Annotated in this window: 18 protein-coding genes and 1 pseudogene; 7 read left to right on the top strand and 12 right to left on the bottom strand. The window is 52.2% G+C overall.

Going from position 1 to position 16,294, the window contains the following annotated elements; genetic code table 11:
* From C1N62_RS21495 to C1N62_RS21460, 8 genes are all read right to left on the bottom strand, one after another.
* A partial coding sequence (locus tag C1N62_RS21495) for a TIGR03751 family conjugal transfer lipoprotein (protein WP_137765784.1) occupies positions 1-416 on the bottom strand: 416 nt, incomplete at its 3' end.
* A gap of 11 nt (positions 417-427) precedes the next feature.
* Positions 428-1,963 (bottom strand): TIGR03752 family integrating conjugative element protein, encoded by a 1,536-nt coding sequence (locus tag C1N62_RS21490; RefSeq protein ID WP_137765778.1) that lies wholly within the window; start codon positions 1,961-1,963, stop codon positions 428-430.
* Positions 1,953-2,873: a TIGR03749 family integrating conjugative element protein gene (locus C1N62_RS21485; protein ID WP_137765777.1), complete on the bottom strand. Its 921-nt coding sequence runs from the start codon at positions 2,871-2,873 to the stop codon at positions 1,953-1,955. Before C1N62_RS21485 ends, C1N62_RS21490 begins: the two co-directional genes overlap by 11 nt.
* Entirely contained in the window at positions 2,873-3,529 is a 657-nt protein-coding gene (locus C1N62_RS21480) for a PFL_4703 family integrating conjugative element protein (RefSeq protein WP_137765776.1), read from the bottom strand. The genes C1N62_RS21485 and C1N62_RS21480 overlap by 1 nt, the downstream gene beginning before the upstream one ends.
* On the bottom strand, positions 3,526-3,891 hold the full coding sequence (locus C1N62_RS21475; RefSeq protein ID WP_137765775.1) for a TIGR03750 family conjugal transfer protein: 366 nt from the start codon (positions 3,889-3,891) through the stop codon (positions 3,526-3,528). Before C1N62_RS21475 ends, C1N62_RS21480 begins: the two co-directional genes overlap by 4 nt.
* Before the next feature lie 12 nt (positions 3,892-3,903).
* Positions 3,904-4,305, bottom strand: coding sequence for a TIGR03745 family integrating conjugative element membrane protein (locus tag C1N62_RS21470; protein WP_137765774.1), 402 nt, complete (start codon positions 4,303-4,305; stop codon positions 3,904-3,906).
* 31 nt (positions 4,306-4,336) lie between these two features.
* Entirely contained in the window at positions 4,337-4,579 is a 243-nt protein-coding gene (locus C1N62_RS21465; RefSeq protein WP_137765773.1) for a TIGR03758 family integrating conjugative element protein, read from the bottom strand.
* Positions 4,579-4,914, bottom strand: a complete 336-nt coding sequence (locus C1N62_RS21460; protein WP_137765783.1) for an RAQPRD family integrative conjugative element protein — start codon at positions 4,912-4,914, stop codon at positions 4,579-4,581. Before C1N62_RS21460 ends, C1N62_RS21465 begins: the two co-directional genes overlap by 1 nt.
* A gap of 379 nt (positions 4,915-5,293) precedes the next feature.
* Between C1N62_RS21460 and C1N62_RS21455 the strand changes: the two genes are divergently transcribed.
* Entirely contained in the window at positions 5,294-5,959 is a 666-nt protein-coding gene (locus C1N62_RS21455) for an SOS response-associated peptidase family protein (RefSeq protein ID WP_137765772.1), read from the top strand.
* Between the two features lie 322 nt (positions 5,960-6,281).
* On the opposite strand, the gene C1N62_RS21450 is transcribed toward C1N62_RS21455, so the two are convergent.
* Complete coding sequence (locus C1N62_RS21450) at positions 6,282-7,187, bottom strand: LysR family transcriptional regulator (protein ID WP_137765771.1); 906 nt, start codon at positions 7,185-7,187, stop codon at positions 6,282-6,284.
* A 98-nt stretch (positions 7,188-7,285) separates the two neighbouring features.
* On the opposite strand from C1N62_RS21450, the gene C1N62_RS21445 reads away from it, so the two are divergent.
* The 3 genes and pseudogenes from C1N62_RS21445 to C1N62_RS21435 all read left to right on the top strand — a co-directional run bounded on the left by C1N62_RS21445 (position 7,286) and on the right by C1N62_RS21435 (position 11,218).
* A complete protein-coding gene (locus tag C1N62_RS21445) occupies positions 7,286-8,374 on the top strand; it encodes a Gfo/Idh/MocA family protein (protein WP_137765770.1) in 1,089 nt (362 codons plus the stop codon).
* A gap of 618 nt (positions 8,375-8,992) precedes the next feature.
* Positions 8,993-10,197, top strand: a pseudogene (locus tag C1N62_RS21440) (MFS transporter).
* 58 nt (positions 10,198-10,255) lie between these two features.
* Positions 10,256-11,218, top strand: coding sequence for an alpha/beta fold hydrolase (locus C1N62_RS21435; RefSeq protein WP_370465623.1), 963 nt, complete (start codon positions 10,256-10,258; stop codon positions 11,216-11,218).
* Positions 11,219-11,360: 142 nt separating this feature from the next.
* Here C1N62_RS21435 and C1N62_RS21430 read toward each other — a convergent pair whose 3' ends face one another.
* A complete protein-coding gene (locus C1N62_RS21430) occupies positions 11,361-11,972 on the bottom strand; it encodes a TetR/AcrR family transcriptional regulator (RefSeq protein WP_137765769.1) in 612 nt (203 codons plus the stop codon).
* Between the two features lie 232 nt (positions 11,973-12,204).
* On the opposite strand from C1N62_RS21430, the gene C1N62_RS21425 reads away from it, so the two are divergent.
* The 3 genes from C1N62_RS21425 (at position 12,205) to C1N62_RS21415 (ending at position 14,479) form a co-directional block, all read left to right on the top strand.
* On the top strand, positions 12,205-12,519 hold the full coding sequence (locus C1N62_RS21425) for an EthD family reductase (protein ID WP_370465622.1): 315 nt from the start codon (positions 12,205-12,207) through the stop codon (positions 12,517-12,519).
* 16 nt (positions 12,520-12,535) lie between these two features.
* On the top strand, positions 12,536-13,546 hold the full coding sequence (locus C1N62_RS21420; protein WP_137765768.1) for an alpha/beta hydrolase: 1,011 nt from the start codon (positions 12,536-12,538) through the stop codon (positions 13,544-13,546).
* Positions 13,547-13,624: 78 nt separating this feature from the next.
* Positions 13,625-14,479, top strand: coding sequence for an NAD(P)-dependent oxidoreductase (locus C1N62_RS21415; RefSeq protein ID WP_137765767.1), 855 nt, complete (start codon positions 13,625-13,627; stop codon positions 14,477-14,479).
* A 198-nt stretch (positions 14,480-14,677) separates the two neighbouring features.
* On the opposite strand, the gene C1N62_RS21410 is transcribed toward C1N62_RS21415, so the two are convergent.
* Positions 14,678-15,328 (bottom strand): LysE family translocator, encoded by a 651-nt coding sequence (locus C1N62_RS21410; RefSeq protein WP_137765766.1) that lies wholly within the window; start codon positions 15,326-15,328, stop codon positions 14,678-14,680.
* 80 nt (positions 15,329-15,408) lie between these two features.
* A complete protein-coding gene (locus C1N62_RS21405) occupies positions 15,409-16,275 on the bottom strand; it encodes an AraC family transcriptional regulator (RefSeq protein ID WP_137765765.1) in 867 nt (288 codons plus the stop codon).
* Positions 16,276-16,294: the final 19 nt, after the last annotated feature.

Here is a 16,294-nt window from a genome sequence, read left to right as displayed (position 1 = left end):
TACAGTGCCTCCGTACGTTCGCCAGGCATGGCGTACTGCGTCTGGTCATAGAAGGGGAAAACGGTGCTGTAAGCTGGCACGGGGGTGTTTCCGTGTGCGAGATGAGGGAACACGTACATCACCATGTCAGGATTAGGCAGGCGCGGGAACTGCTGGCTGATTTCGGACTCCTGCGTGCGGCTATAGCTGCGATCGTCGCGAAGTGCGGCCTGTTGCTCGCTGTCAGAAAGGCCACGGCGCAGCGTGCTGCGGGCTTCACTGCCTCGCGAGACGCCTGATTCACCGTCGGTGCCTTTCCACAGCTCCAGCATGTTGCTGTTGCCCGGCGGCAGCATTTCATCTTTGTTTGTGGAGCAGCCGGCAAGCGTGCTGGCTGCAATAATCATGAAAACCCCGAATTTTACAGTAATACCCATGGTTATTCTCCTCAGTCCAGTCCGCCGGTGCTGCCGTCTTCGCCAGGCACGGTAAAGTCGTAACGCACCCGGCGGCCCTTGTCTTCATAGTCGATCGCCAGCTCGCGAGTAATGTGTACGGCAAGTTTTGCCCCCGGCTGTACGTAGATAGCGTCAAAAGTCTGCCCGTAACGCTGTTTGACCCACTCGGTGATTTCGTCAGAACTGCCTGAAATCGCCTTGCCCAGAACGGCCTGTCCGGCGTCGCCGGTAAGCGCGGAGGTCACGCCGCCGTACGCGTTGGTCTGGCTTGTCGTCTGGTTCTGGCCGATAGCGTCTCCCGCCGCGCCGGCTGCACCCAGCAGTCCGATCGTTGGCAGATAGCTTGAGGCATTAGACTTGCGCGTGCCGGAGATGCATGGGATCCCGTTTTCATCAGAAATCCAGCCGATACCGCCACTGGTGCCGGTCTCTTTACCGCCGCTCTGGTTGCTGTTATTGCCGCCCTTACCGCTGCGGTCCGGCTTCGGCAGAGTACGCACGGTGCCGTCGGTAAACACAAAGGTGACGCTGTTGACCTGACCACGCACGCAGGACAGGGTCCAGTCGCCGGAGGCGGTGCCGGAGACGATCGCACCCTCAACGTCCGGCAGCTCAATGCCGTTGGCCGTCAGGTTGTCTTTTCCGATAAGTACCTTAAAGGGATAAGGGTCGGTTACGGTGCCGTTGATCGGCACGCGACCGAGCAGTGCCGTCATGGCGCGGCTGCCAATCAGCGTGGAGTTCTCCGGAAGCGTATACACCGGTTCGGCATCCTCTTCCGAGCCTTTTTCAGCGGTTGAACCCTTTACCTGCTGTTCATAGCTGCCTTTTTGCTTCGTCAGTGCATTTTCACTGAGAAACGACGTCGGGAACTGTGAACCACCGGCGCTGCTGCCCGACGCGCCATTTTTCTGCGCTGAGGACGCGGAGGGGCTGTCCTGGGGCGTGATCCACATCAGGCCATCACTGCCGGAGGCAGGGGCATTGCCACCACCGGCACCCATGCCGTCGAGACCCAGACCCAGCGGGATATCGCTGTCAGTATTTTTTGCCTTATCTGCAATACCTTTACCGGCATTCTGCAGCTTATTCGTCAGTTCGTTGATTTTTGACGTCAGGACGTTCTGCTGCTGGCGCATCTGGTTTTCACGCTCGTGATAGCTTTTCTCCACGCCCTGAACCGCTTCATTGACCTGGCCGGAAACGTTGGTATTGCGCTCGCGCAGCTTTTTATTTTCGTCCAGTAGCTGTGCATTCTGCCTGTTGAGAGAATCCTGCTGCTGACGCACGGCATTAAGCGAGCCCACGATCGTTTTCAGCGTGTCCTGCGGCGTATCGCCCTCGATGCCGAGCGCCTTAAGCTCCTGCGGAGACAGGTTTTTAAGCGCGTCGTCTGTCTGTGCGTGTGCTGCCTGCGCGGCGGGCTCCTGCGGCTTGCTGTTATAACTTTTTACCGCAATAAATCCGCCACCGACCAGAATGGCCGGAACCAGCACTTTAACCAGTCCGTTTGACTTAATTTTCATAGCGGATCACCTTCTGGGCTGGGCGGGTAGCAGCCTTATGCGCGATGGATGGCTCACGTATAAAAGCGTCATCAGGACGACCGGCGGTAACCAGGTACAGCGTGGTGGTATCTTCCGGCGTGCCGGCGGCACCCAGCCAGCGGTGCTGAAAGGTGGCCGTGACAAACTGGCCCTGCAGTTCACGCGGATCGAGCACAACCTTCTGTGATGAGCTGTTGCGGATCCTCAGCGCGATCACGGTACGACCGTCCACTCCCCAGCCGGCTACCGGTGACACAGTCACGGGAGCCGAAGGATATAATGTCGTAATGCGTGTTGGCAGGTGCGGATTAACGGGATGAATGCCCGGCACGGCTTCAACGGTGCGCACCGGTGCATACAGATTCTGAGCTGCGTAACGCGTAAGCAGTACCGGAATAGGAGCCTTATAGCTCACTTTTTTACGCTTCGCCTGCGTGCTGTTGCCGTCAGTGGCGGCTTTCTCGCCGGTGCCGGCGGCTGCACTGCTGAGGGTGCTGACGTCACCGCTGTAAACGATTTTAACCGGCTCGGCTGACGCTGTGGCCGTCGTACGGACGTCCAGCAGAATAACCTCACCGCTTTCCATGTCCTGCAACTGCAGGCGTGACTGAGGGAAATCACTGTCGGCTTTGAGATAAACCGCGCCGCCGGTGCTCTGCACGCGAAGCTTGCCGTTAAGTGCCGGCGGAAAACCCACGCGCACATTTTTATCAACGAAAATCACGCGTTCCTGCCCCGTTTTGAGGGGAATCTGCAGCGGCACGCGCTCCCATTTCATCAGTTCGTCCGCATGCGCCGGCGCGGAAAGCATCGCTGTGACCGGCAGCAGTGACAGTGACAGCGCTACAAGGCATGCTCGTGATCCTGAGGTAAAAGATGGATTCAACATCAGAACATCCCCTTTCTTTCTTTTTTCGACTGTTCGGGGGCAGCAGAGAGACGCTGTGGGATGCCTTCATAGCAGTCCAGCGCCATGCCAAATGTATTAGATTCAGAATCGCCGTCCCAGCGCACCACTTTTAGCGGATATCGCACCATGGCGCGTTTAACCGGTTCGGTGAGGTAGTATTCGTCGGCAACGAGGTCCAGTTTTACCACCCAGTTATCGCGATCGATGACTTTAACGCTGTCGCTTGAATAACCACGCCCGGGAATTTCATAAACAACGCGCACGCGGTCAGTAAGCTCATTTTTTTCACCGCGTACCTTTGCATCCTCTTCAAGAAATGCCTTGCATTGTGGCGTCAGGTAAGCTGAAAGCGACTGAATGCGAGCGGGGTAGTCCACTTTACCGTTTTTCGGCCAGGCATTTAGCTGCTGGAAAATGTAATAAGTAAAGCCGTACACGGTCGGAGGCGGAATTTCCCACCACGGACGCGTGCTGCCCTTGCGCAAATCAGGTGGATTGTGGATGGTCAGCTTTTCAGGCGCTCGCATCCAGCCGCCCATAGCGGTAATCAGTAAAAGCAGCAATACTACGCAGGCCGCCCGCAGGGTAAAAATGTGCTGATCGCGGCCCTTAACCGCGTGGCGAAAACGACTCATCTGGTACTCCCGAGGTTTTTGCTGCGTCGCAGGGACCAGCCCCGCGAGTCAATAATCAATCTGAAATCCCCCAATCCCATACGGCGTTTTTTTAACTCAAATTGCTGCCAGAGATAATTTTCTGGTTTTCCCCGTTTTTTGCTGGCAAGCCATTTGCCGCCAAATGCAATTAATACAAGCGGGAAAAGCAGAGTGCCGGTTGGAATGGCAAGCCAGCCAAAAAGTAACGCGAAGGGCAGAGAAAGCACGAAACCGGATACAGCGCCTATCAGTGCCGCCAGCCCTAACTCGGGGGTGTTAAACCCCCGGAATACAACAGGCTCAGCGTTCAGGCGATCCGGTAAAAATCTGATGGTCGCCATAGGAATGTTTCCTTATGCGATGATTTCTGCAGATTTACCCAGCAGCCAGATAACCGCTACCAGCATGACAACACCAACAACAACGATGGAACCGAACTTTGTCCAGGTGGCGCGATCGTTGCGGACTTCGCCAAATGTCACCAGGCTGGCTTCTGCGACTTTGAAAAATGCGAACCCACACACGACCAGACCACCGAGAACCAGACCATCCTGTAAATGTCCGCTTAGTGTTCCCATCAGGCCAGTTCCGGTGCCGCTGGACGACGGGCCTTCAACCGTCGGCAAATCGGCAAGTGCTGGCTTAGCAGCCAGAGTACTCAGCAGGCCAGCCGTCAGGATACGGGCCCAGGCTGATTTAGCTTTAGTCTGAGCTTTAGCGGCCACGCGGGTTACTGCAGATACGAATTTAGACATGATTTCACCTGTAAAAAGAGTTGGTTTAGGGTTAACTACAAAACATCCAGATACTTATGACTAACAATAAAACTGAGCGAACTACGGCTCTGCCCATCGCGCCCTCCTTCAGACGCTGATTTGTCCAGCCTGAGTAGACATCCACGATTGCCCATGCTGCCCAGAAGAAGAGGAAGCCGATCAGCAGCCCGAGACAGAGCAGGTGCAGCAGATTGGGTTCCACGTTTCCGGAACCCGCTTTAAAGGCAGCTTCCTGTGCAGCGGTCATCGCCATCAGGGACGCTCCCGGCGATAATTTCCTGCCACGCCAGACAAATCGCGCGGCTGGGCACGCGTTGGTTCCAGATAACGATCAATGCCGGCGCTGATGGTTTTCAAATCGGCATTAGCACGCTGGTAATCGAAGAAATAGCGGCCACGCTCCGACGGATCAGCCTGTGCTGCGGCAACCCGCGCCCGTTCCAGCGAAGCCTGAACCTGAACGATCATTCGCTGCGCGGATGCCAGCTCGTCTTTCTCAGATGCAGACGCCGGAGAGGACGCGAGAAAGGTCAGGCCCAGCACACCGCCGCATAACAGAAGTTGTGTTGCCAGACGAAGAGATTTCATATGCACCTCCAGTGGTTGTTGAGTGCGGTAAGCATGCGAAATCTGGCGGCCGGGTTCAGCCGTTAACTCTTTTTGGGAAAATAAAAATTTAGAGAGCAGCGCTAATGCCGAAGTAAGTTGGTTCAAATGGTATTGTTTGTTGTAACTATTAAATTGCTCTGACGCGGCGCTGTGCGCCTTGCCTGCTGACGACCGGCATCTGAAAACAAGTTTCAGTTGCCTTCGTCCAGCTCTGATAGCGGGAAAGCAGCGTAAGATATTAAATTAAATCCTTGAACGAAGAATTTAATCAGCGGTTTGGCCGACTAATATTGATAGATGAGTAAAACCAGGCACAGCGTGCGTTAACAGGTATCCTGTAAAAAGGGAGGGAGACACTATGTGCGGAAGGTTTGCGCAGTATCAGAGCCGGGACGTTTACTTTGACGCCCTTGGCGCAGCCGACAGTGATTACGTGCATGATCCGGAACCCATCGGCCGTTACAACGTAGCGCCCGGCACCCACGTGCTACTGCTGAGCGAACGCGACGGCGAACTGAAAATAGATCCGGTGTACTGGGGTTACGGACCTGAATGGTGGGACAAGCCACCGCTCATCAATGCGCGCGGAGAAACCGCCGCTTCGAGCCGTATGTTTAAGCCGCTATGGAACCACGGCCGCGCCGTGGTGTTTGCCGATGGATGGTTTGAGTGGGTGAAGGAAGAAGAAAGGAAACAGCCCTACTTCATCTATCATAAAACGCATGACCCGCTGTTTTTTGCCGCCATCGGCAAAGCGCCCTATAACGATCCGCACGGGCATGAAGGTTTTCTGATTGTCACCTCAGCCAGTAACAAGGGCATGGTGGACATTCATGACCGTAGGCCGCTGGTGCTGAAGGCGTCAGCAGTGAGGGAGTGGCTCAGTGGTGATACCACACTCGAACGCGCAGGTGAAATCGCGCATGACGCAGCCTTACCAGAAAGCACATTCAAATGGCACCCCGTATCAACGAAGGTAAATATGCCACGTCATCAGGGCGAAGAGCTGATTGAAAAGATATAACTCACATGTTTTCGCTCACAGCAGAAATCAGGCTGAAAATCAGTCAGCTTTGTGCCAAAAGCGGACATCAATACTGCCCCGATTCATTAATATCGGGATTTAAGGTGCATCTAAATGAATTGATGGATCGCTCATTTGAGAAATGTTATCACAGCCGGAGCTTTACACTTTTTGTCCAATTAATGAGCAGCAAAGATTCAAGTTGTTCGCCCGTCAGCGCGATACGCTTGAACAGGGTTTTACTCTACTGCGGCGAATTTCATTTGGGTGTCTATGCAAATGACACCACCACGTGCGACAGATGGTCTACTAATCTTGTTCGCTATGCCTGAAGCGTTATCGGAAATCTCGCGACGATGAAATCGATTAGTGCCCGCATCTTGGGTGTCTGGGGATGTGCCGCGGAAAAGATAAGTGCCATATCGCGTATGGGGGCCGTATATTCCTCTAACAGCGACACCAGTTCTCCACTATCCAAATATTTACGTAGCACCGCTTCAGGCTGGAGAATAATACCGCGCCCTGCCACGGCGGCTTCCGCAAGCACACGCCCGTCATTAACCCGGAAGCGGCTTTGTACCCGAATGGCCTCTTCCTGACCATCTTTACTGAACAGCCACTGTGTATAGGGCAGACCCGACGCATTTAAATAGCTCAGGCAATCGTGGTCCTTTAAATCACCTGGCTTTTCAGGAGTACCGAAGCGTGCCAGGTAGTCGGGAGAAGCGCACAGCACCTGCCGATGCTGACTGATGTAACGGACGGCCAGCGAGCTGTCGGCAAATGGCCCGAGGCGAAGCACTGCATCGAATCCTTCATGCAACAGGTCGACGAAGCGATCGGTTATCACCAGCTCGATTTCAATCTTGTTATAGATTTCCATGAACTGCATTAACGCGGGCGCGAGCAAGCAACTGCCAAAACCTACCGGTGCGCTGATACGCAGGTGTCCCTGAGGTGCTGCGTTCATCTTCTCTGTCACCGTTTCGGCATCTTTTAAGTCAGCCAGAACGATCAGGCATTGGTCGTAAAACATCTGCCCCACTTCCGTAAGGCTCTGGCGCCGCGTTGAGCGCCTGATTAGTTGAGCCCCCAGCCGCGCTTCAAGGGCCTTCACATGCTTACCCACCATTTGAGAAGAAAGGCCCAGTACCGTTCCAGCCGCGCTGAAAGTGCCGAGTTCACAGACTTTAACGAATACCGACATGCTGGTGAACCGATCAATCATTTGAAACTCCTGGTTTCAGCTATTTGAATTTTCTGCATCTTAATGAAACCAGTTGGTTGAAGTAAGCTGTTTTTAAGACAACGTTAAAGGAGTTACTTATGGCAGAACTCAAAGTCGGGATCATCGGGGTTAATTTAACAGGTGGCTGGGCAGCCGAGGCGCACATTCCAGCCATTCAGGCGATTCAGGGTATGCAACTCATCGCGGTAGCGACCTCTCGTCAGGAAACTGCAGGTGAGGCCGCACGTGCTTTTGGCCTTACAAAAGGTTACGGCAGTGGTGCCGAACTGATACAGGACCCTGAGATTGACATTGTAACCGTCGCCACGCGTGTGCCTGACCATCGTGAGCTTTTGCTGGCCGCCATTGCTGCGGGTAAGCATGTTTATTCCGAATGGCCTTTAGCAGTAAATATCCATGATGCCCGGGAAATTGCCAATGCCGCTCGCAAGGCAGGCATCAGGCATGCGATAGGCTTGCAACTTCGGGGCAGCCCGGCCGTTCGACTGGCACAGCATCTCCTGGCTGATGGTGCCATTGGACGCCTGTTGAGCATAAGAACTTATTCCACTACCGCAGGCTTCGGGCCGGACGTGCCTGTTCAGTTTGCTTACCTGGAAGAGCCGGCTCACTTTGCCAACCTTGTCACAATTCAGGGAGCACATACCCTTGACCTGGTACTGGCGCTGGGTGGCCCTCTGGCATCTATGGCTGCGCTGCCCTCGCGGCAATATCCGGAGATTCAGATGGGCGACCCGCGACAACCTTCAGCCCGGCGCACATTCGATCATCTTCTGATGCAGGGCCTGCTGGCATCTGGTGTGTCTTTTAATCTGGAAGTGGGAGGCGGCCACAAACATTCGACGCCATTTTACCTGGAAATGATCGGAGAAAACGGCACGCTGCGCCTCGAAGGGGGGGCTCCCAGGGGAGTGCAGTCTTCACGTCTCCGCTTGCTTTACAATGGAGAGCCTCATTGTGCGGGTGAATATAGCCTGAATGAGATATCCGAAGGTGGTATAAACGTCGCGGGCACCTATCTTGCGCTGCGTGATGACATTCTCAGGGGAACATCGACGGTTCCGGATTTCGATCATGCGGTGCGCCTTACTCAACTTACAGAAGACATTCTCGCCAGTCCTGTGCAAAAGACAAATCAGGCAGTTAAGGCATGGCCACAATCCTGAAAGAGGAGCAGCTACCTGACGAAAGGGATTATGATTGCACATTACGCAGAAGAGAATGTGGGGTAGTTTTGTACCGACTTCGGCATGCTGTCTATATCGTCGACAGCAATCCCTTTTTAGTCAGTTGACTGTGACTTTCAGCGTAAACCGTCGGAAAGCTTCCGACGGTTTACGTCTGTTTTGATCAAAGCTGATAAGCGTGATGGTGAGTGCCACTGCGTATTCCACAGCGAGCGTATTTCCTGAACATGAGTTTTTATTAACCCATTCACCGTTTCATTAAACGGGACTTTTAGAAACCGAAGCGCCCTGAATGCCCGAAAAGCATTAGCGCATTCTTCAATAGCTGCGTTTAGCTCAGCCAACGAAATCGAGTCATAGCCTTTTTATCAGAAAGAACGAGTAGTCTCGTCACCGCTTCATCCCGCTCCAGATTTCTTCAGAGATATCCTCACATCCTCAAAAACACTGATTCATACCAACTGATACATATTAGTTTGACAAGGCGTTAGCTGACACCACAATATATATCAATCGGTACATAATAGAGTGTGCTGTACGTGTCATTGCCCCGCAGTGGCGGCAAGGCAAGCTCTGAACTTACTACCAGGCTGGAATATGAAAGTACGGCATCGAGAAACTGAAGCTCAACAATTACCCGTGCTGGCGCTGCTGGCGTTGGCTATGACAGGATTTATCTGCATCCTGACAGAAACAATACCTGCTGGCTTGCTGACTGAAATCAGTGCAGGCCTCGAAATTTCTTCATCCATGGCCGGGCAGCTTGTCACAGCTTATGCGGCCGGGTCTCTGCTGGCAGCGAGCCCCCTGACCATCATCACCAGAACCTGGCCACGGCGGGTCGTTCTCCTGAGCACGGTCTGCGGTTTTTTGCTTTTCAATACGCTCACGGCCCTTTCCTCCCATCTTTTAGTGACGATGGTTGCACGGTTTCTTGCCGGCGCCTCAGCGGGACTGGCCTGGAGCCTGATCGCAGGATATGCACGAAGAATGGTCATTTCTTCTCTGCACGGGCGGGCTCTGGCCATTGCCATGGTGGGCACTCCCTGGCGTTGTCTCTTGGCGTACCTGCCGGCACCTGGATGGGGGCATTACTGGGATGGCGACTCACTTTTATAGTCATGTCAGTAATGTCAGTCATTCTTCTGGTCTGGATACTTCTGGCAGTACCGGATTATCCGGGCCAGCCTTCCGGGAAAAAGGTGCCGCTCAGTTCAGTGCTACGTATCCCGGGAGTGTCATCTGTACTGGGTGTCGTCCTGACCTGGATGCTGGCACACAATATCCTCTACACCTACATCGCTCCTTTTATAACCCCTGCAGGCCTTGCGGGCAGCACTGATGTGGTGCTGCTGACATTCGGTATCGCTGCCCTGTGCGGAATATTCTTTACGGGCAGGGTAATTGATACACACCTGCGTAAGGCGGTGGTGTTGTCTCTGTCAGTCTTTACAGTTGTCTCGCTTACTTTTGGTCTCGTCACCCCCGGCCCTGCCGTTATCTTCTGCGGCGTGGCCGTTTGGGGGCTGACGTTTGGCGGTGCTGCAACGCTCCTGCAGACCGCTCTGGCAAATGCTGCAGGCGAACAGGCAGATGTGGCCCTGTCAATGAATGTGGTGACGTGGAACACCGCGATTGCCCTGGGCGGGCTCACGGGCGGGGTTCTTCTGAAGCAATTTGGCGCCGGCTCCTTTCCCTGGGTTCTCGTGGTCTTGCTGCTGGTCGCCCTCACGATTGCTGTACACGCTGAGTATGGATTCCCGCGTGCAGATGTCCGTACCGGCACACCTGTTAACAACTGAAAATAATTATAAACAGGGCATTTCTTCCTGTTTTCAATCTCTCTGACTAGAGTTAAACATGACGTTTTTAGAAAAGATGCTGACCGGAGCCCTGCTTAGTTCAGCGATGATTTCTGGCCTGTCTCAGGCAGCGGCAACGACCGATGAGTTTCCGATCCCTCAGGGGTTCAGCAGCGAAGTTAAAACGGTGGACGGCATTAAGCTGCATTATGTGCAGGGCGGAAAAGGTCCTTTGGTTTATCTGGTACATGGATTCGGACAGTCATGGTACGAATGGCACCAGCTGATGCCTGAGCTGGCTAAAAATCACACTGTTGTTGCAGTCGATCTGCCCGGTCTGGGACTGTCACAGCCTCCTGCCACCTCTTACAGTGGAGAAGATGTTTCGCAGTATTTTTATAAACTGGCTGACTCTTTGAGCCCGGGAGAAAAGTTCACGCTGGTAGCTCACGATATCGGTATCTGGAGCACATACCCAATGGCCGCCAGCCATCAGGACAGGATCAGTAAACTTGTCTATATGGAAGCGCCAATCCCGGATAAGCGCATGTATGATTTCCCGGCCTTCTCACTGGAGGGCGAGTCTCTGGTTTGGCATTTCAGCTTTTTTGCCGCCAAAAATAAGCTGGCGGAAACACTGATAAAAGGGCATGAAAAACTTTTTCTGACCCATTTTATCATGGAGCACGCGACTCATAAGGCGGTTTTTACGCCAGCGCTGCTGGATATGTATGCAACGTCTTATGCAAAGCCGCATACGCTGACCGCCTCCTTTGAATATTACCGTGCACTGAATACATCCATTGGACAAAACAAAAAGCTGTCAGAAACAAAACTTACTATGCCGGTCATGGCGATTGGTGGTGGCGGACATGGTGGTATGGGCCAGTTTCAGGCAGACCAGATGAAAAATTACGCGACACGAGTTGAAGGACATGTCTTGCCTGATTGCGGACACTGGCTACCGGAAGAGTGTCCGCAACAACTTAACCCGCTGGTACTCAGTTTTATTAATAGATAATTAGATTAACAGCCAGGATGAAGTGTTGCTGTTAACACATGCCTGAACATCATGTAAAAGCCATGAACTCATGGCTTTTTTGCTGAATTGAAAGTACGCCAACGTTGATAATTAACCGCGTGGGCTGCCAACGACACAAAGTTTAAGCCGAATGCTGGCTCCACAGGTGCATCATCAACGAGACTGCGCCATTCAGTTGCTCTGACGTTGCGCCGTCCCGCGCCTGAATGGACAAGCCGAAGAGAAATGTACTGAAAGTCGATGCCAGAGCGTCGATATCGGTGTCTGCCCTGAGCTCTCCCGTATTGACTCCACGCTGAACCGTTGCAAAGATGCCTTCCCGGGTACGCTCACGGGAGCGGGCAAGAGGTTCAGCAACGACTGCATTTTCTGTGGAGGTTGCACTCATTGCACCCAAACCTATCATACAACCCGAAGGATGCCCGGGCTCGCATTGCATTCTTGCCGATAGTCTCAACGTAGATTCCAGAGATTCCCGTGCGGGGATGGTGTTATCCCAGAGAGGTTGAGTGACCTGCCCAAAGGTTGAGAGGTAGCGCTGTATGCATTCCCGGTACAGTTCCTCTTTTGAACCGAAGGCTGCATAGAAGCTGGGTGAGGAAATTCCGGTACTTATTCCTGCTTTTAACACGGCGAGTGATGTCGACTCATAACCGTATTGCCAGAACAAGTACATTGCCTTTTCGACAGCCTCATCTCTGTCGAAAGTTCTTGGCCTTCCCGCAGCTTTCATAACGTCCCCCCTTATTCATGCTTAATTTATATTACATACTAATCGATACATATCCAGTTGACAAAGCCAATTCGAGCCAATAACATACCGATCGGTACATTAACTATCATTGCATTTTTACGCATTAAACCGCTTGTGATTTTGCGCCGAGCCTAATCACGCCTAATTAAATACCAATCGATACATATTAATTCTGTAATCAGGAACAAACACTAACCGACAGGCTTAAAAGATGAAACCGATGGAACCGGTAATCCTCTATGTTACCTATCAGGGCAACCTGAACTCTTATTTTGATCGCGCCTACTACGCAAACCGTCATCTGCCCCTGGTAACAAAGTCCTTTACTCAGTATGGCTTAACAAGCGTTTCAGTCTTCTATCCGGAAATCTCACAACCCGGCACTTTGGTTATCTGCGAGTGCATATTTCGCGATGAAGCGGCTATTCATACTGCATTTTCCTCATCAGAGGCGGCAGAAGTAATGAATGACTTAGCTCATTTTACTGATATCAACCCGGTTCGTTTACGCGGCATTCCGCTATAAAAACAAGGAACACTTTGTGCAGCAAAAGACTGACTTTACTCCGTGGGTTAATGCACCGGTACGCTCGGTTCGTCGGGGGCATTTCTGGATCCCCGGCGAGCGCATTGAACAAAACGGACTGACCTATCAGCGAGGGCCGATGTACGTTGAATGGGAAGCACCAAAAGAAATCACTCGTCCTTATCCGGTAGTGCTTATGCATGGCGGTGGCTTCCAGGGCACCGAATGGTTTGATACGCCAGATGGGAGACCCGGCTGGGCGCAGCGATTTGTTGAGGATGGCTTCGCGGTACTGGTCATAGATAGACCCGGTCACGGGCGCTCACCCTTCCACGTCGAAACGACGGGCAAGATGGGCCCCGCTTTCTCCTATGAAGGTGGTCAGCAGATTTACTTTCCCGGCACAAATGAGCGACATACTCAGTGGCCTTTCGCTGAAGATGATGCAGATTCAATGGATGAGTTTATTGCAGGCTATGGCCCTCTGCCTGCTGATTTGGCACTTTCTCAGACCATGGACGCAGACAGGATGGCAGCCCTTCTGAACCGTATCGGGCCCGCTATTCTGGTCACGCACTCAGCTTCCGGCCCGGATGGCTGGCTGACCGCAGATCGTTGTCCGGACCAGGTAAAAATGATCGTGGCTGTTGAACCTATGGGCCCTCCCTTTGCCAGTATACCGAACATCGGAATAATGAGCTGGGGGCCTGCAGCGGCGCCATTAAAATTTGATCCACCGTTTAAACATGCCAGCGACCTACAACAGGCTGAACCGGGCAGTTACCGCCTGCCTTCACTGGCAGAAAAGCCGATTCTGATTGTCACGGCAGAAGCCTCTGATTTCGCAGTCGCAAGTCCTCCAACCGCTGAATTTCTTAATGCTGCCGGGGCTTCAGCCGAGCTGCTTCATTTGCCTGACCATGGCGTTTTTGGAAATGGTCATGGGCTCATTTATGAAAAGAACTCCGATGAGGCACTTGCTCCTATTCTGGAATGGATCAACATGAATATGCCAGTAACAGACTGATTTTAGAGTTATTAAAATCGGATTCAGAAAAAATATTTGTGCGCTGATTTAACGTCGGCGCCCTGCAGGAGTAAAGCTATGAATATTGGTATTATCGGGCTGGGTGCCATGGGTAGCGCTATTGCCGGAAATTTAATAGCCGCGGGTCATACGGTTATTTCATGGAGCCGCTCTGGTCGAAATGTTGAGGGCGTTACAGCAGTAGCTTCACCACAGCAGGCAATGCAGGGCGATATCACGTTAACGCTACTTTCTGACGACGCGGCAATACGGGACGTATTGCTCGAACGCGATCTGCTACGTCAGGCAAATCCAACTCTGATCCATATTGTTGTTTCGACTATTTCCGTCAGCTTCTCACATGAATTAGATGAACATCATCGCAAAGCCAATATTAGCTGGATTGCGGCACCGGTGCTCGGCAGACCGGATGTCGCTGCTCAGGGAGGGCTTAACGTGCTGGCTGCCGGCTCGACTGAGGCGCTGAAAAAATCAGAACAGGTGCTTAACGTTATCAGTAAACGTATCTGGAATATAGGTACAACACCTGCCGCGGCGCATGCTGCAAAAATCGCATGCAACATGATGATCACCATGGCCATTGAGGCTATGGCTGAAGCTGTTGTACTCACCGAAGCCAATGGACTGGATCGCGAACGATTCTTTGATCTTATTCTCAATACGCTGTTTGGCAGTCGTAGCTATCAGATTTATTCGCGCAACATAGCCGCCAATGTGTATGAACCCGGCTTCAAAGCGTCTCTCGGCCTCAAGGACCTGCGTCTGGCTAAGCAGGCTGCAGAAGCGTCTCGTGCAGAGTTGCCGATGCTTCAGGCAGTTCATCAGCAAATGCATAAAGCGGTAGATGCAGGAGGCGGCAACAGAGACTGGTCAGTAATGGCGGATTACACAATTCGTTTTTCGGTCATATAGTCTGAGTCAGGCTTGTGGAAATTTAAAATCCGGGGCTGACATGCCGGATACTTCTTAGCCCACAATTCCTGTACCTATTAATGTCCGCTGTTCGCTCATAGAGGACCTTAAACAAGCGTCCGAGTCGTGCCAGAAACGGACCCAGACACCAATCCTGTTTTCTGTTATTCAGCCAGTACATAAGACAGCAGAATGGTTTTAACTCAGCGCGATAACATTCATCGATATGACACTGAGAGCCAGCCCGATCAGAATTACACCTGAAATGCGCTCCACCCAGGGTAAAATATGCGAAAAGTGACGCAGTACCCGCTGGTTGCCAACGAACATAGCGATAAGTAAATCCCACAGTAACACGATACTGAACATCCATGCGCCATATAAGACTTTGACACTTGCTACAACCTGGGGCCCGTTTATTAATGTCGCCAGACTGGCATAGAAAAGCGCATTTTTAGGATTAAGGATCCCTGACAAAAAACCCATGCTGAATCCACGATAAGAATGTGATATAGCGGAAGGCTCTGCAGGGCAGCTGTTTTCACTAACCTGATTTTCAGTTATGGTACCTCTACCCGCAAAGCGGATAAAAAGCTGGCCGACATAAAGTAAATAGAGACAGCCAGCCAGTTGTATAACTGTAAAACTGATACTGCCAGCGCGGAAAAGAGTTATGCCGCTAAAAGCAGCAAAGATGAACAGCCCGTTTGCCATCGCTATTCCCAGACAAACCTTTGCTGCATGATGCCAGCCGGATTTGACAGAGGTACGTGCAACCAGAAAAAAATCCGGTCCTGGGGACAACAGTGCCAGAAAATGTGCCGCTGCCACGAATAAAAACTGTTCCATTACGCTATTACCCTGTTAATAAATTTCTTAACAGAGTGCAGGCCCGGCAAAAGATTGTATTGAATAAAATTGCAGTTTACTCACGCCCGATAGGAGCCAGGCGTTACACCTGTATGGGCCTTAAATACGCGCTGGAAATGACTTTGGTCAGCGAAACCCAGCCGGTAAGCGATGTCCGTTATTTCATAGCCTGACTGAAGCCAGCGGCGCGCCTGATTAACGCGAGCATTAAGCTGCCAGGCATGTGGCGTCATACCGGTTTCAGCGCGAAACAGTCTGATTAGTTGATACCGACTCATGCCAGAAATGTCCGCTAATTCTGCTAATGCCCATGGCTGCCGTTCCGTTTGCAGCAGTGCATCAGTTAGTTTTTTTATTGCCGGACTGTCGCAAGACGATAGCGCCTGAAATGTTCTGACCTTGTTGTTCTCGCAGTAACAGTCGCCAATGAACTCGATCAGGGCAGCACTTTTATCTTCTGTGCCGGCATCTGAAAACAGGACGGTATTCAGCGTACAAAAGCGGGCATAAATCTCTTTATCATCAATCAGCCGGATCTCTCTGTCACTGATGAAATCACCGGGTATATTATTTACTTCAGCAATTAAAGCCTTCAGCCATCTGGCATCCAGATGCAGCATCTGATAGCTCCAGCTCTGATCGGGCAGGGGATTACACGCATGGACAGAGCTGGCCGGAATAAAAACCATCATTCCAGGTCGCAAATAACAAGGACCGGCTGCTGCTCCTGTAAAAATACTTCCGCCTGCATCGACTGCGCCAATGGAAAATGTGGGATGACTGTGCGGCTTATAGCAGGTGCGGCTGCAGCAGGCGCGGCGGCTTTCTGCATAACTGATCGCCGGATCTCGCCAGAATTGAGCAGGTATAGTTTTGCTATCGTGCTTCAGCAAATCCGTTATGAGGTGAGAGGTCCCTTTAAGCATATCTTTATCTGTCCTGATA

The sequence above is a fragment of the Nissabacter sp. SGAir0207 genome, assembly GCF_005491205.1.
GTDB lineage: Bacteria > Pseudomonadota > Gammaproteobacteria > Enterobacterales > Enterobacteriaceae > Chimaeribacter.
This window is presented reverse-complemented; position numbering and strand designations above follow the sequence as displayed.

Bases quoted from the DNA above. Each gene is read 5' to 3' on its own strand.
- C1N62_RS21425 (WP_370465622.1), top strand. From the start codon at position 12,205: ATGAAACCGATGGAACCGGTAATCCTCTATGTTACCTATCAGGGCAAC.
- C1N62_RS21430 (WP_137765769.1), bottom strand. From the start codon at position 11,972: ATGAAAGCTGCGGGAAGGCCAAGAACTTTCGACAGAGATGAGGCTGTC.
- C1N62_RS21405 (WP_137765765.1), bottom strand. From the start codon at position 16,275: ATGCTTAAAGGGACCTCTCACCTCATAACGGATTTGCTGAAGCACGAT.
- C1N62_RS21460 (WP_137765783.1), bottom strand. From the start codon at position 4,914: ATGAAATCTCTTCGTCTGGCAACACAACTTCTGTTATGCGGCGGTGTG.
- C1N62_RS21480 (WP_137765776.1), bottom strand. From the start codon at position 3,529: ATGAGTCGTTTTCGCCACGCGGTTAAGGGCCGCGATCAGCACATTTTT.
- C1N62_RS21450 (WP_137765771.1), bottom strand. From the start codon at position 7,187: ATGATTGATCGGTTCACCAGCATGTCGGTATTCGTTAAAGTCTGTGAA.
- C1N62_RS21445 (WP_137765770.1), top strand. From the start codon at position 7,286: ATGGCAGAACTCAAAGTCGGGATCATCGGGGTTAATTTAACAGGTGGC.
- C1N62_RS21465 (WP_137765773.1), bottom strand. From the start codon at position 4,579: ATGGCGATGACCGCTGCACAGGAAGCTGCCTTTAAAGCGGGTTCCGGA.
- C1N62_RS21490 (WP_137765778.1), bottom strand. From the start codon at position 1,963: ATGAAAATTAAGTCAAACGGACTGGTTAAAGTGCTGGTTCCGGCCATT.
- C1N62_RS21410 (WP_137765766.1), bottom strand. From the start codon at position 15,328: ATGGAACAGTTTTTATTCGTGGCAGCGGCACATTTTCTGGCACTGTTG.
- C1N62_RS21475 (WP_137765775.1), bottom strand. From the start codon at position 3,891: ATGGCGACCATCAGATTTTTACCGGATCGCCTGAACGCTGAGCCTGTT.
- C1N62_RS21415 (WP_137765767.1), top strand. From the start codon at position 13,625: ATGAATATTGGTATTATCGGGCTGGGTGCCATGGGTAGCGCTATTGCC.
- C1N62_RS21485 (WP_137765777.1), bottom strand. From the start codon at position 2,873: ATGTTGAATCCATCTTTTACCTCAGGATCACGAGCATGCCTTGTAGCG.
- C1N62_RS21470 (WP_137765774.1), bottom strand. From the start codon at position 4,305: ATGTCTAAATTCGTATCTGCAGTAACCCGCGTGGCCGCTAAAGCTCAG.
- C1N62_RS21455 (WP_137765772.1), top strand. From the start codon at position 5,294: ATGTGCGGAAGGTTTGCGCAGTATCAGAGCCGGGACGTTTACTTTGAC.
- C1N62_RS21435 (WP_370465623.1), top strand. From the start codon at position 10,256: ATGACGTTTTTAGAAAAGATGCTGACCGGAGCCCTGCTTAGTTCAGCG.